Below are 20,404 nucleotides of genomic sequence, written 5' to 3'. Positions count from 1 at the left end.
CCACCGGGGCCTTCCCGGGGGCGGGGGGCTTAGGCGGGGGCGAGGGCGTAGAGGTAGTACCGCCCTTCCCCCAGGTGGAAGAAGGCCTCCTCGTAGGCCAGGCCCTCTATGGGGGTTTCGGGGGGGATCCGGAGGAAGACCTCCCCCACCCGGATCCCCTCGGGGAGGAGGGCCAAGGGGCCTTGGGCGAGGGCTTCGCTTTCCTCCTCGGGGTCGTTCAAGGGGGTGTAGAGGAGGCGGACCGGGAGGCCCTGAAGGCTTTGGAGCACGTTGCTGGGGTCCCGGAAAGCCGCCCGGTGGAGGAGGCGCTCTTCCACCTCCGCCACCTCCCCCAAGAGGGCGTAGCGGTCCAAGGGGAGGAGGGCCTTGCCGCTTTCCAGGAGGAGGAGGAAGCGCCCCTTGTCCTCCTCCGAGAGGAGGAGGGGGGCCCTATGCCGCCCCACGCGGGGGTCTTGGTCCAGCCGCCCTTCCTGAAGCAGCCTCCTTGCCGCTTCCAGGGCCTCCTCTCGGGTCTGGTAAAGGCTATAGGGGTTCACCTTGAAGAGGAGGTCGTACCCCCTGGGCCCCTGGACCAGCCAGGCCAGGTGGAGCTCGTAAAAGCGGTGCTTCCGCCACTCGGGGTGCACGGGACCAGTATAGGGGGCCTGGGGCTCTCATTGTGCCTTCACCTCTTGCCCAAAGCTATATCCGGGTATACCCTAAGCCCGGTATGGCGCTCTCCGAAGAGAGGGTCCTCGAGGCCCTGCGCACGGTGATGGATCCCGAGCTGGGCAAAGACCTGGTTTCCCTGGGCATGGTGGGGGAGGTCCGCCTGGAGGAGGGCCGGGTGGACCTCCTCATCAACCTGACCACCCCGGCCTGTCCCCTGAAGGGCCAGATTGAGGCGGACATCCGCCGGGCCCTCCTGCCCCTGGGGGTCTCGGAGGTGCGGGTGCGCTTCGGGGGCGGGGTGCGGCCCCCGGAGCAGTACCCCATCCCTGGGGTCAAGCACGTGGTGGCGGTGGGCTCGGGCAAGGGCGGGGTGGGGAAGAGCACCGTGGCCGCCAACCTGGCCCTGGCCCTGAGCCGGGAAGGGGCCAGGGTGGGCCTCCTGGACGCCGACCTCTACGGGCCCAGCCAGGCCAAGATGTTCGGGCTGGAGGGGCAGCGCCTCAAGGTGGACCAGGACCGGCGGATCCTTCCCCTCGAGGCCCACGGCCTCAAGGTCCTCTCCATCGCCAACATCGTCCCCCCAGGCCAGGCCATGATCTGGCGCGGCCCCATCCTCCACGGCACCCTGAAGCAGTTTCTGGAGGACGTGAACTGGGGGGAGCTGGACTACCTGGTGGTGGACCTGCCCCCTGGGACCGGGGACGTGCAGCTCTCCCTCACCCAGCTCACCAAGGTCTCCGGGGGGGTCATCGTCACCACGCCCCAGGAGGTGGCCCTCCTGGACGCGGAAAGGGCCGCGGACATGTTCAAGAAGGTGCAGGTGCCCGTCCTTGGGGTCTTGGAGAACATGTCCTTCTTCCTCTGCCCCCACTGCGGCAAGCCCACCCCCATCTTCGGGGAAGGGGGCGGGAGGCGGCTGGCGGAGAAGCTAAAGACCCGCTTTCTGGGGGAGATCCCCCTCACCCTGGCCTTGCGGGAAAGCGGGGACAAGGGCGTGCCCATCCTGGCGGAGGCCCCCGAGGGGGAGGAGGCCCAGGCCTTCCTGAAGGCGGCCCGGGAGCTGGCGGCCGCCTTAAGCGTGCAGGCGTTTATCGCCCTGCCCATGGCCTAGTATGGCCTTAGTCCTGGAAGGCACCAAGGAACGGGTCTTGGAACTGCTCCGGGCCCGGCCCCGCACCGCTAAGGAGATGGCCGAGGCCTTGGGGGTGAGCCGGGCCGCTATCCTGAAGCACCTTCAGGACCTCGAGGCCCGGGGCCTGGTGCGCTCCGAGGTGCGGAAGTGCCCGGGCCGGGGCCGTCCCTACCGCCTCTACCGCGCCCAGGACCAGGGGGCTCCCTACGCCGCCCTCTGCGGGGACGTGCTCAAGGGGCTGGAGGGGGCTTTGGGGCGGGAGGGGGTGGTGCGGCTTCTCCTGGCGAGGAACCGCACCCTCTTCGCCCCTTTGCACCTTAAGGACCTCCCCTTGCGGGAAAGGCTCGCCCGCTTGGCGGCCTTCCTCCGGGAACAGGGCTACGAGGCCGAGGTGGTGGAGGAGGGGGGGCACCTGTACCTGTGCCAGCACCGCTGCCCCAAGCTCGCCCTCTCTAGGGAGCACGAGGTTTTGTGCGAGAGCGAGCTCCTGGCCTACCAGGAGCTTTTGGGCCTTCCCCTGGTGCGGGAGGAGCGCATCGCCCAGGGGGGAAGCTGTTGCCGCTACCGGGTAGAATAGCGGGGTGTGGGTTTACCGCCTGAAGGGCACCCCCTGGGAGCTGGACCCCCTCATCCCCGAGCTCTTCCAACGGGGGGCGCGGGGCCTTTGGGAGCGGGAGGGGGAGGTCTTGGCCTACTTCCCCGCCCCCCTGGAACTCCCCTTTGGGGGAGTCTGGGAGGAACTCCCCGACGAGGACTGGCTTTTGGCCTGGCGGCGCGACCTAAAGCCCGTTCTCCTTCCCCCCTTCGTGGTCTTGGCCCCTTGGCACGCCTGGGAGGGGCCGGAAATCCCCTTGGTCATAGAGCCGGGCATGGCCTTCGGCACCGGGCACCACGAGACCACCCGCCTGGCCCTAAGGGGGCTCGCCCGTCACCTCCGCCCCGGGGAGAGGGTTTTGGACCTGGGCACGGGAAGCGGCATCCTGGCCATCGCCGCCGCCAAGCTCGGGGGTGAGGCCTTGGGGGTGGACGTGGACCCTTCCGTCCTGCCCCAGGCGGAGGAGAACGCCCGTAGGAACGGGGTGGCGGTGCGCTTCCTGGAGGGGAGCCTGGCGGAGGCCTTGCCCCATGGGCCCTTCGGGCTGGTGGTGGCCAACCTCTACGCCGAGCTCCACCGGGACCTGGCTTCCCGCTACCTCGAGGCCCTGGCCCCGGGGGGAAGGCTCCTCCTCACCGGGATCCTAAAGGAAAAGGCCCCCTGGGTGCGGGAGGCCCTAGAAAGGGCGGGGCTTTCCCCCGTGGAAGCGGAGGAGGAGGGCGAATGGGCCCTCCTCGTCTACCGGAGGTGAGGGTGCGCCCCCACCGCGCCTACAGTCCGGGCCTCACCGGGGTGCTTTCCCCCCGGGAAAGCCGCCACCTCCTGGAGGTCCTCCGGGCCCGGGTGGGGGACCGCTTCACCGTCTTTGACGCGGAGCGGGAGGCCTTGGCGGAGATCGTGGACCTGGGGCCCCCCGTGCGCTACCGCCTCCTGGAGGAGCGGCAGCCGGAGCGGGAGGTGGGGGTGGAGGTGGTGCTCTACCAGGCCCTTCTGAAGGGGGACAAGCTGGCGGACGTGGTGCGCATGGCCACCGAGCTCGGGGCCACCCGCATCCAGCCCCTGGTGACCCGGCACAGCGTCCCCAAGGAGATGGGGGAGGGAAAGCTGAAGCGCCTCCAGGCCGTCGCCCTCGAGGCGGCCAAGCAGTCGGGCAGGCTCAAGGTTCCCCAGGTCCTCCCCCCCATCCCCCTAGAGGCGGTGCCCGCGGTGCCCCAGGGGCTGGTGGCCCACGTGGGGGCTGCCCTCCTGGTGCGGGAGGCCTTGGACCCGGCCAGGCCCCTGGCCCTGGCGGTGGGGCCCGAGGGGGGGTTCGCGGAGGAGGAGGTGGAGCTCTTGCGGGAACGGGGGTTTGTCCCGGTCACCCTGGGGCGGAGGATCCTGCGGGCGGAGACCGCGGCCGCCGCCCTTTTGGCCTTGTGCACCGCGGGGGAGGGGCGGTAGGGCCATGCGGCTCGCCGGGCTCCTCCTTCTCCTCCTCCTGGGGGGATGCCGCTACACCTTCCTGCCCTTGGACCCGGGGAGGCCCATGGGGCCGGAGCGTCCCTTCCTGGTGGCCAGGCTCTACCCGGAAGGGGGGGAGGCCCGGCTGGACCTCCGGGTGGAGCGCCTTCCGCGGCCCGGCTACCTGCACCTCAAGTGGTTCCGGGAGGAGGCGCTCCTTGCGGAGAAGGCCCTTTTTCTGGAGGGCCCTGGCCGCCATGAGGCCCGTTTTCCCCTGGGCGAGGGGTACCACCGCCTGGTGGGGCTTTGGGAGGGGGAGGCCCTCTTCCAGCTGGACCTGGGAAGCCCCAGGCTACCGGACCCCGATCAGGTAGAGGACCAGGGGGAGCGTTAGGAAGGCCAAGGCGGTGGAGACCACCACGCTCCGCGCCACCCGTATGGCGTCGTGGCCGAACTCCCTCGTGAGGAGGAAGGCGTTCACCGCCACCGGGGTGGCGGACTGGAGGACCAGGACCTGGTGCTCCAGGCGGGGAAGGCCCAGGAGGAGCCCCACCCCGTAGGCGAGAAGGGGGCTGAGGAGAAGCCTTAAGGCGCTCGCCACCCCTTCAAACGCCCCCAGGGCGAAGCGGGTCTGGGCCATCTGCATCCCCAGGGTGAGGAGCAAGACGGGGATGGCCGCCTGGCCCATGAGGCGCACCCCCTCGTCCAGGCGGAAGGGGAGGGCCACCCCCAGGGCCCGGAGGAGGAGGCCCAGGAGGAGGGCGTAGAAGAGGGGGAGGCGGAGGGTGAAAAGGAGGCCCTCCCGAAGCCCTCCCCCCCGGATGAAGGCCGGGCCCAGGCCGAACATGAGCACGCTGGAGAGGATGAAGTAGACCACGGCCCGCCGCAGGCCCTCCTCGCCCAGGGCGAAGTAGACCAGGGAGAGGCCCATGTTGCCGGAGTTGGGGAAGAGGCTGCACACCAAAAGCCCCTTGGCGGCCTCCGGGGAAAGGCCCAGGGCCCTGCCCGCCCCCCGGATGGCCAGGAAGAGGAGGAGGTAGGTGAGGGTGAAGCCCAGGGCCAGGCCCACGATCCCCTCCCGGGAGTACTCCGCCCGGTACATGCTGTCAAAGATGAGGGCCGGCACCAGGAGGTAGAGGGTCAGGCGGCTCAGGGTGGTGAGGTCCATGGGCAGGCGCCTGCCCAGGAGGTAGCCCGCCAGGACCACCAGGGCCACGGGAACCACGGTGTTGAGAAGGGCCTGCATGTGGGGCATTCTAAGGGTATGCCTTCCTACCTGGCCCTGGCCGAGGCCATCAAGGGGGTGCTCTTGCGGGGGGCTGAGGCCCCGAGGCGGCAGGTGCTTCCCATCCCCGGGGGCCAGTTCCTGGTGATGCCCGCCGCCGACCAGGACCTGGCTTTGTGCAAGCTGGTGACGGTGGAGCCGGGGAAGACCCCTTCGGTCCAGGCGGAGGTCTGGGTGCGGCGGCTCGCCACAGGGGAGGTGTTCCACCTGCCCGGGGAGGAGCTCACCAAGCGGCGCACCGCCGCCCTTTCCCTCCTGGCCGCCCGGGAGCTCGCCCCCAGGCGGGAGGGGGCTTTGCTGGTGGTGGGCCCTGGGGCACAGGGGGAGGCCCACCTCGAGGCCTTCGCCGAGGGGTTTTCCCTCACCCGGGTCCTGGTGCGGGGGAGGGGCCGGGAAAGGGTGGAGGCCTTCTTGGCCAAGGCCCGCTCCTTAGGCCTTCCCGCCCAGGAGTGGAGGGAAGGGGAGGTCCCGGAGGACGTGGCCTTCCTCGTCACCGCCACCCCAAGCCCCACCCCCGTCCTGCCCGAGAGGGTGCCGGAAGGGGTCTTCCTGGCCGCGGTGGGGTCCTTCCGCCCGGGGATGCGGGAGGTCCCCGAGGCCCTGGTCCGGGAGGCGGCCCGCTACTGCGACACCGAGGACGCCCTGGCGGAGGCCGGGGAGTTCCAAGGGGTCACGGGGCCCGTCATCCCCTTGCGGGAGGCCCTTCTGGGGAAGAGGGGCGAGGGGCGGTTCGTCCTCTTCAAGAGCGTGGGCCACGCCCTCTTTGACCTGGCGGCGGCAAGGGCCTACCTGGGCCTTTAGGCGTCCCCTGGCCCCGCCTGCTAAACTCAGGGCCATGACGGAGAAGAACCTCGGCCGCTTTTACCAGGTGGCCCAGGACACCTGGAGCCAGCTTCCCCCCCAGGCCCGCTTCCGCCCCGTGGAGGACGGGAAGGTGCTGGCCCGCCATGGGCCCTTGATGGAGGGCTGGACCGAGGAGCTGGTCCAGGGCTTTTACGACACCCTTTTCGCCCACGCCGCCACCCGGGCGGTCTTCCGGGAGGGGGAGCGAAAGGAGCGGGAAAAGACCCTGAGGGACTGGTACCTGCGCACCCTCCGGGGCCCCTTCAACGGGGTCTACTTCGCCTGGCAGGCCCTGGTGGGCCTGGTGCATGTGCGCCGGGGCGTGACCAACGCCATGATGGCCTCCATGTGGAACTGGCTCACGGAAAAGGTGGCGGAGAAGGCGAGGCAGAGCCTCCCCCCTGCGGAGGCCCAGGCCCTGGAGGACGCCTGGCGCCGCCTGGCCTTCACCGTCATGGCCCTCATCGCGGAGGAGTACCTGCGCTCCTACCTCGAGGCCCTGGCCGTGGCCCTGGGCCAGGACCCGCAGGCCTTTGCCGAAAAAGCCCAGGAGCAGGCCGCTGCCATGCTGGCCGGCTTGAGCCCTAGCCCTTGACGGACCCCGCCAGGAGCCCCCGCAGGAAGTACCGCCCCAGGAAGATGTAGACCAAAAGGGTGGGCAGGGCGGCCAGGATGGCCCCAGCCATGGGCAGGTTCCACTTCACCGCCTCGCCCCCGGCCAGCTGCGCCAAGGCCACCGTGATGGGCTGGCTCTCGGGCCGGGTGAGGGTCACGGCGAATAGAAACTCGTTCCAGATCTGCGTGAACTGCCAGATGGCCACCACCACGAAGGCGGGGGCAGAAAGGGGCAGGATCACGTGGCGGAAGATGGCGAAAAACCCCGCCCCGTCTATGCGGGCCGCCTCCACCAGCTCGTCCGGGACCTCGCTGTAGTAGTTGCGGAAGATGAGGGTCACGATGGGGATCCCGTAGACCACGTGGACCAGGATCAAACCCCAAAGCGTCCCGTAAAGGCCGATGGCCTTCACGAACTGGAAGAGGGGGATGAGGATGCTCTGGTAGGGGATGAACATGCCGAAGAGCATGAGGGCGAAGAGGAGGTTGGCGCCCCTAAAGGGCCACTTGGCCAGCACGTAGCCGTTTAGCGCCCCCACCAGGGCGGAGAGGGCCGTGGCCGAAAGGGCCAGGACCAGGGAGTTTTGGAACTTGGGCCGGAAGGCTTCCCAGGCTATCCGGAAACTTTCCCAGTAGACCGGGTCCGGCCAGCGCCAAACGGTGTCCAGGGTGATCTTGGCGGGCTCCTTGAGGGCGGTGAGCACCACCAGGTACACCGGCATGAGGAAGAAGAGGGTGGCCAGGAGGAGAAAGGCGTAGAGGAAGGCCCGCCCCATCAGCGCCGCACCTCCTTCCTGAGCTGGCTCGCCAGGTAGGGGATCACCACCACCGCCACCAAGAGGAGGAGGAGGATGCCGATGGCGGCCCCCTTGGCGAACTGGTTCCCCCGGAAGGCCAAGAGGTACATGTAGATGGCGGGCACGTCCGTGGGGGCGTAGTCCAGCCCCGCCATGGCGAAGATGAGGTCAAAGATCTTCAGGGCGATGTGCCCCAGGACGATCATGGCCGAGAGGGTGATGGGGGCCAGAAGGGGGAAGATCACGTGGCGGTAGGTCTGCCACTCGCTGGCCCCGTCCACCTTGGCGGCCTCCAGCACCTCCACGGGGATGCCCCGGAGGCCCGCCAGGTAGAGGGCCATGGTGTACCCGGACATCTGCCACACTGCCGCCAGGATGACCCCCACCAGGGCCAGGCTGAAGCCGTGGGGCTCGGGGTAGGGGAGAAGGTGGAGGCCCCGCCCTAGCGTGAAGGCCCAGAGGAAGAGGACCCCCGCGGCGAGGAGGCTCCAGGCGAGGCGTTTGGGCTCCCCCTCCCGGTGGGCCCGCCAGGCCAGGTAGAGGAGGACGAGGCCCACCACCAGGGCGGTGTAAAAGGGGAGGGCGTTCCAGTCAAAGACCAGGACTTGTTCCCGGGTGGTGAGCCAGGGGAAGGAAAGGGGGGGAAGGCCGAAGAGGCTGGGCAGGACGTTGACCCCCCCGTGGGGCTGGAGGAGCCAGCGCCAGATGGTGCCCGTGACCACGAAGGAGAGGGCCATGGGGAAGAGGAAGACCGTGCGGAAGAAGCCTTCGCCCCGGGGCCCCCGGTCCAGGGCTATGGCCAAAAGGAGGCCCAGGCCCAGGCTGCCCCCCATGAAGAAGAGGGTGAAGAAGACGAGGTTCACCACGCTCTGGCGGAAGCGGGTGTCCACGAAGCCGGTGAAGAGCTCCCGGTAGTTTTCCAGGCCCACGAAGTGGAGTTCGGGCCTTAAGGCCAGGGCCTGGGCCGGGTTCTTCCCCCAGTCGCTGAGGGAGACCCAGAGGTTTTGGGCGATGAACCCATAGACGAAGATGCCCACCGCCACCAAGGAGGGCAGGAGGACCAAAAAGGCCGTGATGCGGTCGCGCATGGTGCCTCGGGGAAAAGCCCGTGGGGGCTCCTGCCCCCACGGGCAGAGGGCCCTTAGCGGCCCAGACCCACCTGGTTGGCGATGGCCTGGGCGGCGTTCGCGGCAGCCTGGGGGTTCTTGCTCTGCAGGAAGATCTCCATCACGGTGCCGAACTGGCTCATGAAGCTCTCGGGCGCCACCGCCCCGTGGACCAGGGAGCCCACGATGCGGTTGGACTTCCAGTCCTTCATGGCCGACTGGCCGTAGGCGTTGTACTTGGCGGGGTCAGAGTCCAGCCGGGCGGCGATGGAGCCCTTGAGGGGGTTAAAGGTGTCCTGCCCCTCCTTGGAGCCCACGAGCCTGAGCCAGTTGAGGGCGTTCTGGCGGTTCTTGGCCCCCTTGGGCAGGCCGAAGGAGTCGGAGAGCATCATGAAGACCCCGGAGGTGCCGGGGGAAGGGGCCCAGGCGAAGTCGGTGCCGGGGCGGAGCTTCAAGGTGGTGGCCATGTAGCCCGCGGCCCAGTCCCCCATGATGTTGAAGGCCGCCTGGCCCTGCACCACCCGGTCCACCGCCTGCTGCCAGGAGAGGCCGGCGGCGTCCTTGTTGGCGCAGTCCAGCACCTTGCCGAAGGTGTCCCACACCGCCACCGCCTTGGGGTCGGTGAACTTCAGCTTGCCGCTCCAGAGGTTGGCCCAGCCGTCCGGTCCCAGCATGGCCAGGGCCACGCTCTCCCACAGGTGCTGCTGGGTCCAGTTTTCCCCCAGGGCCAAAGGAGCCTGGAGGCCCTTCCGCTTCAGGGCCTGGCAGGTGGAGAGGAACTCGGCCCAGGTCTTAGGAGGCGTCACCCCCCACTCCCGGAGCTTGGCGGGCATATACCACATGACGTTGGAGCGGTGAATGTTCACGGGCACGCTCCAGATGCCGCCCTTGTAGGAGAGGAGGTCAATGAGGCCCTTGGGGAAGGCCTGCAGCCAGCCCTCCTGACGGAAGAGCCCCGTGAGGTCTTCCATCCGGTCCGCCACCACCCAGGTGCCGATGAGTTCCTGCCCCGCGTGCACCTGGAAGGTGTCCGGCGGGTCGCCGCCCAGCATGCGGGTCTTCAGGACCGCCTTGGCGTTGACCCCGGCCCCTCCCGTCACGGTGGCGTTGATGACCTCCACCCCGGGGTACTTCTGCTTGTAGAGCTTGATGAGGGCCTCGAGGGCCGGCCCCTCGTCCCCCGCCCACCAGGAAAAGATCTCCAGCTTGCCCGTCTGGGCCAGGGCGCTAAGCCCCAGGACCACGCCGATTGCCCAAAGCCATTTCCTCATACCTACCTCCATTGCGACGTGGGCTTTCCGCCCACAGGCCGCCCAGCTCAAAAAAGCGCGCCAGGAAGAGGCTGGCCCCACCCACCGCCGGGGCCAGGTGCCCGTAGACCGAGGGCCGCACGGGGAGGGCCCGGTGCGCTTCCACGAAGGCGTGGGCTTCCAGGGACTGGCGCAGGGAAGCCTCCAGGAAAGGGAAAAACTCCGCCGCCTTGCCCCCTACCACCACCAGGGCGGGGTCGTAGGCCACGGCGAGGTTGGCCAAGAAGCGGCCCAGGCCCTCCCCCAGGTGGCGGATGGCCTCCAGGGCCAGGGCCTCGCCCTCCCGGGCTTGCCGGAGGAGGTCCTCCAGGTCCTCCGCCCTCCCCCCTAGGGCCCGGTGGTGGGCCAGGAGGGTGCCCAGGCCCAGGGCCGTTTCCAGGCACCCCACGCGGCCGCAGGCGCAGGCCCTTCCCCCCGGCCCCAGCCAGTGGCCGAGCTCTCCCGCTGCCCCGTTGGCCCCCCGCAGGAGGCGGCCTTCCGCCACCACCCCAACCCCCAGCCCCGTGCTCAGCACCACGTAGGCCAGGTTGGCCTCCCCGTGGAAGAAGACCTCGGAAAGGGCCGAGGCCTTGGCATCGTTTTCCAGGGCCACGGCCAGGGGAAAACCGGAGAGGAGGGGCCTGAGGTCCAGGTCCCGCCAACCCAGGTTCGGGGCCAGGAGGAGGCGGTCTCCCACCACCACCCCGGGCAGGGTGAAGCCCAGGCCCAACGCCCCCGAGGCCTGGGGCAGGACCTCCTGCCGGAGCCTGTCCAGGCGCTCCTCGGGTCCGGCGTGCGGGTCATGCCGCCACTCCCGGGCCCAGAGGACTTCCCCGCGCCAGTCCAGGGCGAGGAGGACGGTCCCCTCCACGCCCAGCTCCGCCCCCAGGGCGAAGCGGGCCCGGGGCCGCAGGTGCAAGAGGGTGCCGGGCCGGCCCAAGGGGGGAGAGGTGGAAGCCCCCTCCTCCAGGAGTCCCTCCTGCAGGAGCTCGTCCACCAGGCGGCTCACCGCGCTCTTGGCCAGGCCGGTGAGCCGGGAGAGGTCGGCGCGGGTGAGGGGGGCGCGGCGCAGGTGCCCCAGGATGGCCCTGCGGTTCAGCCTGCGGATCTCCTGCGTGTCCCCCTTGCGCACACCCCACCCCTTTAGTTCGTTCTCGGGACTAAGTAAAGCACGCCCCTCGCGCGGCGTCAAGCCCTTGCCTTTTGCCCCCGGAGGCCTTAGCCTTTCCTCGAGGCCCGCTAGGGCCCAAAGCCAGGTCCCGTTGCCCTGGTGCCTGGGCGCGTAGCCCCGGCTTAAAGTGGGGAAGTCCGGTGCAAGTCCGGCGCTGTCCCGCAACGGTAACCGGTCAAGCCTCGTGCCTTGCTCCGTAGGCCGGAAGCCCGAATACCTGCCAGGGCCGCCCGCCAGACCCCACGGCGGGCACCTCACGCGGATGGGGGAGCGATGGGGGCAAGAAGAGCCTTTTTGCCCCTGCCGCTTTCCGGCAGGGGTTTTCCCTACCTCCCCCGGGCCTGGCCCTAGCGGCCTTAGGGAGGTAGGCATGAGGAAGATCCTGGCGTTTCTTGCGGTCCTTTGGGCTTTGGCCTTCGCCTTTCCCCTTACCCTCACCGATGACCTGGGGCGCACGGTCACGGTCAAGGCCCCGCCCAAGCGCATCGTCACCATGTTGCCCTCCGTGACGGAGACGGTGTGCGCCCTGGGGGCCTGCGACCGGATCGTGGCCACGGACGACTACTCCGACTGGCCGGAGAGCGTGAAGCGCCTGCCCAAGGCGGGCGGCCTCTACAACCCCAACCCCGAGTTCATCGTTTCCTTGAAGCCCGACCTGGTCTTGGTTTCCAAGTACGGCCGCCTGTACGAGACCTTGGAGCGGGCGGGGCTTACCGTGTTCGCCGTGCGCACGGAGACCTACCAGGACATCTTCAAGACCGTGCGCACCCTGGGGCAGCTCTTGGGCCTTTCCGGCCAGGCGGAGCGGCTTGTGGCCGAGATCCAGCGCCAGGTCTACCAGGAGGAGTCCCGGGCGGCTAAGGCCAAGGCCCGTCCCCGGGTCTACTACGAGATTGACCCCACCCCCTACACCGTGGGCCCGGAGAGCTTCATCGGGGTCCTCATCCAGAAGGCCCGGGGGGTGAACATCGTCCCCAAGGAGCTCGGCCTCTTCCCCAAGATCGCCCCCGAGTTCGTGGTGGAGAGGAACCCGGAGGTGATCGTGGCCACCTACCCGAACGCCCTGGAGACCATCCGGAGCCGGCCGGGGTGGAGCCGGGTGAGCGCGGTGCAGAAGGGGCACATCTGCGTGTTCACCGGGGGTGAGGACAGCCTCCTCTCCCGCCCCGGCCCCCGGGTGGCCCAGGGCCTCAGGCTCCTGGTGGACTGCTTCCACGGGCGCTAGGCCATGACCCGGGCCCTGCCCCTCGGCCTCAGGCGGAGCCTGGTCTTCGCCTGGCTCCTCCTCGCCCTCCTCCTGGCCCTGGTGCTGGGGGTGGCCCTGGGGACGGTGGCCCTCCCTCCCCTGGAGGTGGTGCGGGCCCTCTTGGGGCAGGGGGAAAACCCCATCGTCACCGAGATGCGCCTGCCCCGGGTCCTGGGGGGGATGCTGGTGGGGGCCGCCCTGGGGGTGGCGGGGGCCAGCTTCCAGGGCCTTTTCCGCAACCCCCTGGCCGACCCTTACCTCATGGGGTCGGCGGCGGGGGCGGCCTTCGGCGTGACCCTCCTCGCCGCCCTCCTGGGGGAGCTTTCCCCCGCCTTCGCCCAGCACGCGGTCTTCCAGCGCCTGCCCCTTTCCGCCACCCTTTTCGGTTTCCTGGGGGCCCTCTTCGCCACCCTCCTCACCCTGGTCCTGGCGGGCGGGGTGGCCCGCACCGGGGAACTGGTCCTGGCGGGGGTGGTGGTGGGGAGCGTCCTCACCGGGGCCACCACCTACCTGATGATGCAGGACGCCGACCGGGTGCGGGCGGTCTTCGCCTACACCCTGGGCAACCTGGCCTTTCTGGGCTGGCCCTCGGTGCGCCTCCTCCTCCTCTTCCTGGCCCTGGCCTTGCCCCCCTTGCTCCTCCTGGGCCGGATGCTGAACGCCCTGCAGCTGGGGGAGGAGGTGGTCAAGAGCCTGGGGGTGCCCCTCCAGGGGGTGAAGCTCCTCCTCCTGATGGCGGCCAGCCTCCTCACCGCGGCCGCGGTGGCCCAGGCGGGGATCATCGGGTTCGTGGGGCTCATCACCCCCCACCTGCTCCGGCGGCTCGTGGGGGACGACTACCGCGTCCTCCTCCCCGCCAGCGCCCTGGGCGGGGCCCTCCTCCTGGCCCTGGCCGACCTCTTGGCCCGCACCCTCACCCGGCCCGCGGAGTTGCCCGTGGGCGTGGTCACCACCCTCCTGGGGGGGCCCTTCTTCCTGTACCTGCTCTGGAGGCGCCGTGGACGGGCTTGAGGCCAGGGGAGTGGTGGGGCCCTACGCCCTTCAGGGGGTGGACCTCGCCTTGAGGCCCGGGGAGTGGGTGGCCCTCCTGGGCCCCAACGGCTCGGGGAAAAGCACCCTCCTCCGGGTGCTGGCGGGGCTTTTGCGCCCTAAGGAGGGGGAGGTCTTCCTGGAGGGGAGGCCCCTCAGGGCTTACGGGAGCTACCACCGGGGTCGCCTTTTGGGTTACCTGCCCCAGAACGGCCCTTACCCCGAAGGGCTTTGGGCGGAGGAGGTGGTGCGCTTGGGGAGGCTTCCCCACCAGGGCCTTTGGGGCCAGGAGCGCCGGGAGGACCGGGAGGCGGTGGAGTGGGCCCTGGAGGTCACCGGCACCTCGCCCCTCCGCCGCCGGACCCTCGCCACCCTCTCGGGAGGGGAGCGCCAGCGGGTCCTCCTGGCCCGGGCCCTGGCCGGGAGGCCCAAGTACCTTCTCCTGGACGAGCCCACCACCTTCCTGGACCTCGAGCACCAAGGGGAGGTGGTCGCCCTCCTGCGGCGGCTTTCCGGCCTGGGGGTGGGGGTGCTCTCCGTCCTGCACGATCCCAACCAGGCGGCCCTGGCCCACCGGGTGGCGGTGCTGGAGGGGGGGCGGCTCCTGGCCGAGGGGCCGCCTGGGGCCGTCCTCCTCGAGGCCTTCTTGCAACGCCTCTACGGTCCCCGGGTGCGGGTGGCCAAGCTGGAGGGGAATAGGCCCCATGTCTACCTGGACGGATAGGGCCAGGATCTACGTGCGGGGCCGGGGTTTTCTCCTGGACCTGGGGGAGGAGGTGGCCTTTTACACGGAAAGCGGCCCCAGGCGGGCCCGCTACCTCCTGGTGGGGCGGCTTTCCCCGCCCGAAGCCCTACGGCTCGGCCTGCCCCGGCACGGGGTGTTGCACTACCCCTTGCGGGTGGACCCCCTGGACTTCGAGTGGGAGGGGGATACCTTGGTCTTCCCGGGCCTCAGGGTGTACCTGGGGGGAGCCCCGCCCTTCGTGGAAACCCCCTACTACGCCTGGCGGCTTGGCGGCTTGACGCCCTCGGCCGGGAAGGGGTAGGGTGGCCTTACCGACCGTTCGGTCGTGAGGAGGGTGGCGCATGCGGCTCAAGGACAAGGTGGTTCTCATCACGGGGGCGGCCCACGGCATCGGCCGGGCCACCCTGGAGCTTTTCTCCCGGGAAGGGGCGAGGCTCGTGGCCTGCGATGTGGAGGAAGGGCCTCTAAAGGAGGCGGCGGAGGCCACGGGGGCCTTGCCCGTGGGGATGGACGTGGCGGATGCCGCCTCGGTAGAGGCGGGCTTTGCCCGGGCCCTGGCGGCGTTTGGCCGCCTGGACGGGGTGGTGCACTATGCGGGCATCACCCGGGACCACTTCCACTGGAAGATGCCCCTGGAGGACTGGGAGCTCGTCCTCAAGGTGAACCTCACGGGAAGCTTCCTGGTGGCGCGGGCGGCCTCCGAGGCCATGCGGGAGAAGAACCCGGGGAGCATCGTCCTCACCGCGAGCCGGGTGTACCTGGGGAACCTGGGGCAGGCCAACTACGCCGCCTCCAAGGCGGGGGTGGTGGGGCTTACCCGGACCCTGGCCCTGGAGCTCGGGCGGTGGGGCATCCGGGTGAACGCATTGGCCCCGGGGTTCATTGAGACCCGGATGACGGCCAAGGTGCCGGAGAAGGTGCGGGAGAAGGCCATCGCCGCCACGCCCCTGGGGCGGGCGGGGAAGCCTTTGGAGGTGGCCTACGCCGCCCTTTTTCTGGTCTCCGACGAGTCCAGCTTCATCACCGGGCAGGTCCTCTTCGTGGACGGGGGGAGGACTGTCGGGGCGGCCCCCGCCTGATAGGTACCCCACCGCGGCGAAAGCCGCGGTGGGGGCCCCCAAAAGGCCTAGCCTTCGTTCGGGCATCAACCAGGGCGCGGGAAGCGGAAGAGGGTGTAGGCTTGGGGCATGCGGATCCTAGGCTGGCTCCTCCTCCTTCTCGGGCTCGTCCTCGCCTGGTTCCTCCTGAGCCCCTTCGTGGCCCTGGTCCTTGCCCTTTTCGCCCTGCCCCTCGTTCTCCTTCTCGCCGCCTTGGCCCTCCCCGTAGCCCTGCTCCTTGCGGTTCTGGGGGCGGCCTTGAGCCTTTTGGGTCTTTTCGTGAAGTGGCTCCTCCCCTTGGGCCTGCTTCTCCTCGCCCTCTGGCTTCTTTTGAGCCCGAGGAGGCCCGTTCCTGGGGGGTGGTGAGGGTGGACTTCCGGAGGCTTGACGCCCACTTCCGGCGCCTGGTGGAGGAGGGCCTCATCCCCGGGGCCGTGGTCCTCGTGGCCCGGGAAGGGGAGGTGGCCTTCCAGGGGGTCTACGGCTTTTTGGACCCGGGAAAGGGCCTCCCCATGCGGGAGGACGCCCTTTTCCGGATTTACTCCATGACCAAGCCCTGGGTCTCCGCCCTGGCCCTGACCTTCGTGGAGGAGGGGAAGCTTTCCCTCCTGGACCCGGTGGAGGCCTACCTCCCCGGCTTTGCCGCCTTGAAGGTGGGGCGGGAGGTGGGGGAGGAGGTGGTCTTGGAGCCCTTGCGGAGCCCCCCCACGGTCTACGACCTCCTGAGGCACACCGCGGGCTTCACCTATGGGGTCTTCTTCCGTTCCCCCGTGAAGCGCCTCTACCTGGAGGCGGGGGTGGACCGCTTTGACCTGGACCGGGAGACCTTCTTGGAGCGCCTCGCCGGTCTTCCCCTCCGCTTCCAGCCGGGGGAAGCCTTTGAGTACGGGCTTTCCACCGACGTTCTGGGGCACCTCCTCGAGGCCCTTTCCGGCAAGACCCTGGACCGGCTCCTGGAGGAGAGGGTCTTCGCTCCCCTTGGCCTGAAGGACTCGGGCTTCCAGGCCAAGGACCCCGCCCGCCTGGCCCAGCCCTTCCCCAAGGACCCGGAGACGGGCCGGAGCCTCCGCCTTCTCCCCGTGGAAGGCCCCCCGCCCCGGTACGCCGGGGGGATGGGGGGCGTGGGCACCGCGGGGGACTACCTCGCCTTCCTCGAGGCCATCCGCCTGGGCCGGGGCCTGCTTTCCCCCACCCTGGCGGGCTTCATGGTGAAGGACCACCTGGGAAGCCTCTACCCCGAGGCCCTCAAGCGGGGGCCGGAGTACATGCCCGGGCCCGGGTACAGCTTCGGCCTTGGGGTGGCGGTGCGGGTGGAGCCCATGGGCTACTCCCCGGGTGCCTTGGGGGAGTGGACCTGGGCGGGCTTCGGCGGGACCTACTTCTTCGTGGACCCCCTCCGGGAGGTTACGGCCCTCTACCTCACCCAGGCCCCGAACCTCCTTTCCGTCTTGGAGCCGGAGAGGGCGCTCCACTCCCGGCTTGGGGCCAGGCTCCAGCACGCCTTCCGCACCCTGGTCTACCTGGGCCTGGAGTGAAGGGCGGCCTCGGTTCGCTCCAGGGCCAGGGGGATGTCCTCGTCCCTGAGGTCCCGATGGGTCACAAAGCGCACCCGCCCCCCCACGGCCCCCGCCAGGACCCCCCGGGCCTCGAGGCGCTTCAGGAAGCCTGGGGGATCGTCCACCTGGGCGTAGACCATGTTGGTCTCCACCGCCTCCGGGTCCACCCAGAGCCCCAGGCGGGCAAGCCCCAGGGCCAGGGCGCGGGCCATCTCGTGGTCGCGCCTGAGGTGCTTGGGGCCTTCCTCCAGGGCCAGGATCCCCGCCGCCGCCAGGACCCCCGCCTGCCGCCACCCCCCTCCCAGGAGCTTGCGGTAGCGCTGGGCCTCGGCCTCCAGCTCCTTGGGCAGGAGGAGGAGGCTTCCCACCGGGGCCCCAAGCCCCTTGGAGAGGGAGACCATGGCGGTGGTGAAGCCCCGGGCCAGGCGGGCGGGCTCCACCCCCAGGAAGGTGGCGGCGTTGAAGAGGCGGGCCCCGTCCAGGTGGGTGGGCAGGGCGTGGGCCTGGGCCAAGGCCAGGAAGCCCTCTTGCACCCCTAAAGGCACCACGGTGCCCCCAGCCAGGTTGTGGGTGTTCTCCAGGGCCAGGAGGCCCGTGGGGGCCTGGAAGGGGCCGGAGCGGATGGCCTTCTTCAGGGCTTCCAGGTCCGGCGCCCCGCGGGGGGCGGGGACGCTCCGCACCAGGGCCCCGGCGAGGAGGGCGGGGGCCCCAAGCTCGTACTCGTAGAGGTGGGCCCCTTCCGGGGCCAGCACCTCCGTGCCCCGGCGGAGGTGGAGGAGGAGGGCCACCTGGTTGGCCATGGTGCCCGAGGGCAGGAAGAGGGCCCTCGCGAAGCCCAGCATCTCCGCAGCCAGGCCTTGGAGGCGGTTCACCGTGGGGTCTTCCCCGTACACGTCGTCCCCCACCTCGGCCTCGGCCATGGCCTTGCGCATGGCCGGGGTGGGGCGGGTAAGGGTGTCGCTGCGGAGGTCGATCGGGCGCATGCCCCTAGGCTATCCCTTCCACTCCCACCGCCTGGGCCAGCTCCTGGGGCAGGAGGTAGACCTCGCCCCCCACCTCCACGCGCACCCCCCCTTCCTTGGCCAGGATGCGGAGGGGCCTTCCCGGGACCAGGCCGAGCCGAAAGAGGAGGTTTAAGGTCCCCTGGTCCTGGGCCAGGGCCCGCACCATCCGCGCTTCCCCTAAGGGGGCTTCCGGGAGGGGGATTGCCCGCACCTCGGGCAAGGCCAGCTCCTTGGTGGGGATGGGGTCCCCGTGGGGGTCAAAGGGGGGGTGGCCCAGGAGTTCGGCGATGCGCTCCTCGAAGGCCTCGCTGATCACGTGCTCCAGGCGCTCCGCCTCCTGGTGGACCTCCTCCCAGCCGTAGCCCAGGGCCTGGTGCAGGTAGGCCTCGAGGAGGCGGTGGTGGCGCAGGACCTCCAGGGCCACCCTCCTCCCCGCCTCCGTGAGCCTGGCCCCCCGGTAGGGGGCGTGCTCCACCAGGCCCAAGGCGGTGAGCTTCTTCAGCATCTCGGTCACCGAGGGAGGCCTGACCCCCAGGCGCTCCGAGAGGGCCTGGGTGGATACCGGGGCCTGGTGTTCCGCCTCCAGGAGGAAAAGGTGCTTCAGGTAGTCCTCCTGGGCCTCGGTCAGGGGAGGGCGCGCCATCCTCCTCAAGGTAGCACGAGGGACTTGCCCCGTGGTAGTCTGGAGCTATGAAGACCAAGAGGCTCCTTCTAGGAATGTTCGCCCTGCTGGGCGGCTTTGGCGGGGCGGAGGGCCTTGGCGACCCCATGGCGGGAAGGCTGGGGCGGGGAGCGGAGGTGCTCCTTCGCCTCTTCACGGAGGAGGTCCGCGAGGAGGCCTTCGCCCCGAGCTTCCTTGCCCAGGTGCCCGTGGCCCAGGTGGCGGCCATCGTGGCCCAGCTGAAGGCGAACCTGGGGGCGCCCAAGGGGGTGCGGCCCTTGGAGCCCGGGAGGTACCTCTTGGAACTGGAACGGGGGTACGTGCCCACCCGCATCAGCCTGGACCGGGAGGGGCGGATCGCGGGTCTCTTCTTTGAGCCCCCCGTGGCCAAGCTGCGAAGCCTGGAGGAGGCCCTGGAGGCCTTCCGGGCCCTTCCGGGGCGGGTGGGGCTTTGGGTGGAGCGGGACGGCAAGGCCATCCTCGCCCTGGGGGAAGACACACCCTTGGCCGTGGCCTCGGCCTTCAAGCTCCTGGTCCTCGCCGCCTTACGGGAAGAGGTGGAGGTGGGAAGGCGGGCCTGGGACGAGGTGGTCTTCCTGGAAGAAGCGTGGAAGAGCTTGCCTTCGGGCCTCCTCCAGGGCTGGCCGGAGGGAAGCCCCTTGACCCTCCACACCCTGGCCTCCCTCATGATCTCCGTCTCGGACAACACCGCCACCGACGCCCTGATCGCTCTTCTTGGGCGGGAGCGCCTCGAGGCCCTCGCCCCCCACCACCGCCCCTTCCTCACCACCCGGGAGGCCTTCAGCCTCGCCGCCCGGGGGAACCGGGACCTCCTAGGGGCCTTCCGAGAGGGAAACCTGGAGGCGAAGCGCCAGGTCCTGGAGGCCCTGGCCGGGCGGGGCCTGCCCCAGGTGGCGGACCTGCCCGTAGACCCCGGGAACTGGCCTCCCGAGGCGGACTGGCGCTTTTCCCCGAGGGAGCTCTGCCGCTGGATGGGGGAGGTGGCGGACCTTCCCCTCATGGGCATCAACCCGGGGGTCGCTCCCTTCGCCTGGGACCGGGTGGCCTACAAGGGGGGCTCGAGGCCCGGGGCCCTGAGCCTGGTCCACGCCCTCTTCCGGGGGGAAAGCCGCTACTGCGTGGCCTTCGTCTGGAACGGGGAAGGGGTGGACGAGCTCAAGGCCTTCACCCTCTACGGGGGCCTGCTGGAGCTTCTCCCCTAGGGGCTAAGCCCGAGGAGGCGCTTCAGGCCCAAGGCGGCCTCCACCCCTTGGGTGCCGTAGTTGTTGTTGAAGATGACGAAGACCCGCTCAGCCCTTTCCGCCAGGGTGCGGGTGGCCTCCGCCAAGTCCAGGAGCTCCTCCTCGGTGTAGCGCCAGTTGAAGCGCTCGTAGGGCTTTTGGTGGGGCCCTTTCCAGGCTTTGGCGTTCCTGCCGTGGCAGCGGAGGACGGCCACGGGGTGGGTGGGCTCCAGGATCCGGGGCGGGGCCTCGGGGTGGGGCGGGGCGTCCACGCTCACGTGGACGAGGCCAAGCCGCTTCAGCTCCTGCCTCACGAAGCCCCAGGCGGTGTACCACTTGGGGTTGCGGAACTCCACCGCCACCAGGTATCCCTGGGTCCTCTCCGCCAGGCGCTCCAGGTACCGGAAGCTCCGGGGCTTGGGTTCGGTCCAGGGGGGAAGGCCGAAGTGGAGGTAACCCAGCTTTCCCCCCTGCCTCAGGGGCTCTAGGGCCTGGAAGAAGCGTCCCCAAGCCTCCTCCACCACCTCCTCGGGCACCTCCCGCTGCGCCAGGTGCCCTTCCTGTCGGGGCAGGAGGGCCCGCAGGTCCTTGGGGAGGGCGCGGGCCTCGAGGCCGTGCCCCGTGAAGGCGGAGTAGGCCTTGATGTGGAAGAGGAAGCCCTTGGGGGTTCTCTCCGCCCACTTCCGCACCACCTCGAGGCGGGGCAGGGCGTAGAAGGTGCTGTCCACCTCCACGGTGTCAAAGTGCTGGGCGTAGTAGCGGAGGCGCTTTTCCGGGTGGCGCCTCACCTCCGGGGGGTACCAGCCCGAGGCGAGGAGGGTCTCGTCCGTCCAGCTCGCGGTGCCCACCCGGACCTCCGCCACGCCCTCATGGTAAGTCCTTACCAGGGAAGGGGGTACCA

24 protein-coding genes and 1 riboswitch are annotated in these 20,404 nt (G+C 70.1%); of the genes, 15 read left to right on the top strand and 9 right to left on the bottom strand.

What is annotated here, in order from left to right; translation table 11 throughout:
* Nucleotides 1-29: 29 nt before the first annotated feature.
* Nucleotides 30-626: a hypothetical protein gene (locus ACYQ0J_RS02925; RefSeq protein ID WP_460170677.1), complete on the bottom strand. Its 597-nt coding sequence runs from the start codon at nt 624-626 to the stop codon at nt 30-32.
* An 83-nt stretch (nt 627-709) separates the two neighbouring features.
* On the opposite strand from ACYQ0J_RS02925, the gene ACYQ0J_RS02920 reads away from it, so the two are divergent.
* Genes ACYQ0J_RS02920 through ACYQ0J_RS02900 form a run of 5 tightly spaced genes read left to right on the top strand, consistent with a single transcriptional unit; the run spans nt 710 to nt 4,212 of the window.
* Entirely contained in the window at nt 710-1,762 is a 1,053-nt protein-coding gene (locus tag ACYQ0J_RS02920) for an Mrp/NBP35 family ATP-binding protein (protein WP_460170676.1), read from the top strand.
* 1 nt (nt 1,763) lies between these two features.
* Nucleotides 1,764-2,360 carry a helix-turn-helix transcriptional regulator gene (locus ACYQ0J_RS02915; RefSeq protein WP_460170675.1) on the top strand — a complete coding sequence of 199 codons (597 nt, stop codon included), beginning with the start codon at nt 1,764-1,766 and terminating at the stop codon, nt 2,358-2,360.
* Nucleotides 2,361-2,364: 4 nt separating this feature from the next.
* Entirely contained in the window at nt 2,365-3,129 is a 765-nt protein-coding gene (locus tag ACYQ0J_RS02910; RefSeq protein ID WP_460170674.1) for a 50S ribosomal protein L11 methyltransferase, read from the top strand.
* Between the two features lie 2 nt (nt 3,130-3,131).
* A complete protein-coding gene (locus tag ACYQ0J_RS02905; protein WP_460170673.1) occupies nt 3,132-3,818 on the top strand; it encodes a 16S rRNA (uracil(1498)-N(3))-methyltransferase in 687 nt (228 codons plus the stop codon).
* A 4-nt stretch (nt 3,819-3,822) separates the two neighbouring features.
* The gene (locus tag ACYQ0J_RS02900; RefSeq protein ID WP_460170672.1) at nt 3,823-4,212 is read left to right on the top strand and encodes a hypothetical protein; all 390 of its coding nucleotides are present in this window, start codon (nt 3,823-3,825) and stop codon (nt 4,210-4,212) included.
* Here ACYQ0J_RS02900 and ACYQ0J_RS02895 read toward each other — a convergent pair.
* Complete coding sequence (locus ACYQ0J_RS02895) at nt 4,171-5,073, bottom strand: AEC family transporter (RefSeq protein WP_460170671.1); 903 nt, start codon at nt 5,071-5,073, stop codon at nt 4,171-4,173. The genes ACYQ0J_RS02900 and ACYQ0J_RS02895 overlap by 42 nt on opposite strands.
* A 9-nt stretch (nt 5,074-5,082) precedes the next feature.
* On the opposite strand from ACYQ0J_RS02895, the gene ACYQ0J_RS02890 reads away from it, so the two are divergent.
* Together ACYQ0J_RS02890 and ACYQ0J_RS02885 are read left to right on the top strand one after the other, a co-directional pair.
* A complete protein-coding gene (locus ACYQ0J_RS02890) occupies nt 5,083-5,904 on the top strand; it encodes a Rossmann-fold NAD(P)-binding domain-containing protein (protein WP_460170670.1) in 822 nt (273 codons plus the stop codon).
* Between the two features lie 34 nt (nt 5,905-5,938).
* A complete protein-coding gene (locus tag ACYQ0J_RS02885; RefSeq protein ID WP_460170669.1) occupies nt 5,939-6,541 on the top strand; it encodes a protoglobin domain-containing protein in 603 nt (200 codons plus the stop codon).
* Here the strand turns inward: ACYQ0J_RS02885 and ACYQ0J_RS02880 are convergent.
* From ACYQ0J_RS02880 to ACYQ0J_RS02865, 4 genes are read right to left on the bottom strand one after another with little or no spacing between them, the layout of a single operon-like run.
* On the bottom strand, nt 6,531-7,337 hold the full coding sequence (locus ACYQ0J_RS02880) for a carbohydrate ABC transporter permease (protein WP_460170668.1): 807 nt from the start codon (nt 7,335-7,337) through the stop codon (nt 6,531-6,533). The genes ACYQ0J_RS02885 and ACYQ0J_RS02880 overlap by 11 nt on opposite strands.
* Nucleotides 7,337-8,446, bottom strand: coding sequence for a carbohydrate ABC transporter permease (locus ACYQ0J_RS02875; protein ID WP_460170667.1), 1,110 nt, complete (start codon nt 8,444-8,446; stop codon nt 7,337-7,339). The genes ACYQ0J_RS02880 and ACYQ0J_RS02875 overlap by 1 nt, the downstream gene beginning before the upstream one ends.
* 53 nt (nt 8,447-8,499) lie before the next feature.
* Nucleotides 8,500-9,735, bottom strand: a complete 1,236-nt coding sequence (locus ACYQ0J_RS02870; protein ID WP_460170666.1) for an ABC transporter substrate-binding protein — start codon at nt 9,733-9,735, stop codon at nt 8,500-8,502.
* Nucleotides 9,692-10,885, bottom strand: coding sequence for an ROK family protein (locus ACYQ0J_RS02865; RefSeq protein WP_460170665.1), 1,194 nt, complete (start codon nt 10,883-10,885; stop codon nt 9,692-9,694). Before ACYQ0J_RS02865 ends, ACYQ0J_RS02870 begins: the two co-directional genes overlap by 44 nt.
* Before the next feature lie 119 nt (nt 10,886-11,004).
* A riboswitch (cobalamin riboswitch) is annotated at nt 11,005-11,163 on the top strand.
* Nucleotides 11,164-11,294: 131 nt separating this feature from the next.
* Here ACYQ0J_RS02865 and ACYQ0J_RS02860 point away from each other — a divergent pair.
* The 7 genes from ACYQ0J_RS02860 to ACYQ0J_RS02830 all read left to right on the top strand — a co-directional run bounded on the left by ACYQ0J_RS02860 (nt 11,295) and on the right by ACYQ0J_RS02830 (nt 16,576).
* The gene (locus ACYQ0J_RS02860; protein ID WP_460170664.1) at nt 11,295-12,149 is read left to right on the top strand and encodes an ABC transporter substrate-binding protein; all 855 of its coding nucleotides are present in this window, start codon (nt 11,295-11,297) and stop codon (nt 12,147-12,149) included.
* A gap of 3 nt (nt 12,150-12,152) precedes the next feature.
* Nucleotides 12,153-13,181, top strand: a complete 1,029-nt coding sequence (locus tag ACYQ0J_RS02855; RefSeq protein WP_460170663.1) for a FecCD family ABC transporter permease — start codon at nt 12,153-12,155, stop codon at nt 13,179-13,181.
* Nucleotides 13,168-13,923, top strand: a complete 756-nt coding sequence (locus ACYQ0J_RS02850) for an ABC transporter ATP-binding protein (RefSeq protein ID WP_460170662.1) — start codon at nt 13,168-13,170, stop codon at nt 13,921-13,923. Before ACYQ0J_RS02855 ends, ACYQ0J_RS02850 begins: the two co-directional genes overlap by 14 nt.
* Nucleotides 13,904-14,245 (top strand): hypothetical protein, encoded by a 342-nt coding sequence (locus tag ACYQ0J_RS02845; protein ID WP_460170661.1) that lies wholly within the window; start codon nt 13,904-13,906, stop codon nt 14,243-14,245. The genes ACYQ0J_RS02850 and ACYQ0J_RS02845 overlap by 20 nt, the downstream gene beginning before the upstream one ends.
* 40 nt (nt 14,246-14,285) lie before the next feature.
* Nucleotides 14,286-15,023 (top strand): SDR family oxidoreductase, encoded by a 738-nt coding sequence (locus ACYQ0J_RS02840; RefSeq protein WP_460170660.1) that lies wholly within the window; start codon nt 14,286-14,288, stop codon nt 15,021-15,023.
* Nucleotides 15,024-15,131: 108 nt separating this feature from the next.
* A complete protein-coding gene (locus ACYQ0J_RS02835; RefSeq protein ID WP_460170659.1) occupies nt 15,132-15,407 on the top strand; it encodes a hypothetical protein in 276 nt (91 codons plus the stop codon).
* Between the two features lie 2 nt (nt 15,408-15,409).
* Nucleotides 15,410-16,576, top strand: coding sequence for a serine hydrolase domain-containing protein (locus tag ACYQ0J_RS02830; protein WP_460170693.1), 1,167 nt, complete (start codon nt 15,410-15,412; stop codon nt 16,574-16,576).
* Here the strand turns inward: ACYQ0J_RS02830 and ACYQ0J_RS02825 are convergent.
* Nucleotides 16,558-17,580, bottom strand: a complete 1,023-nt coding sequence (locus ACYQ0J_RS02825; protein WP_460170658.1) for a threonine aldolase family protein — start codon at nt 17,578-17,580, stop codon at nt 16,558-16,560. The genes ACYQ0J_RS02830 and ACYQ0J_RS02825 overlap by 19 nt on opposite strands.
* A 4-nt stretch (nt 17,581-17,584) precedes the next feature.
* Nucleotides 17,585-18,244: a manganese-dependent transcriptional regulator MntR gene (gene mntR, locus ACYQ0J_RS02820; protein WP_460170657.1), complete on the bottom strand. Its 660-nt coding sequence runs from the start codon at nt 18,242-18,244 to the stop codon at nt 17,585-17,587.
* 47 nt (nt 18,245-18,291) lie between these two features.
* On the opposite strand from mntR, the gene ACYQ0J_RS02815 reads away from it, so the two are divergent.
* Nucleotides 18,292-19,485: a serine hydrolase gene (locus ACYQ0J_RS02815; RefSeq protein ID WP_460170656.1), complete on the top strand. Its 1,194-nt coding sequence runs from the start codon at nt 18,292-18,294 to the stop codon at nt 19,483-19,485.
* Here ACYQ0J_RS02815 and ACYQ0J_RS02810 read toward each other — a convergent pair.
* The gene (locus ACYQ0J_RS02810) at nt 19,482-20,366 is read right to left on the bottom strand and encodes a DUF72 domain-containing protein (protein ID WP_460170655.1); all 885 of its coding nucleotides are present in this window, start codon (nt 20,364-20,366) and stop codon (nt 19,482-19,484) included. The two genes, ACYQ0J_RS02815 and ACYQ0J_RS02810, sit on opposite strands and share 4 nt — an antisense overlap.
* Nucleotides 20,367-20,404: the final 38 nt, after the last annotated feature.

This window comes from Thermus sp. FJN-A, assembly GCF_054655095.1.
The sequence above is the reverse complement of the archived record's forward strand: the minus strand, read 5'-3'. Positions and strand labels throughout refer to the sequence as shown.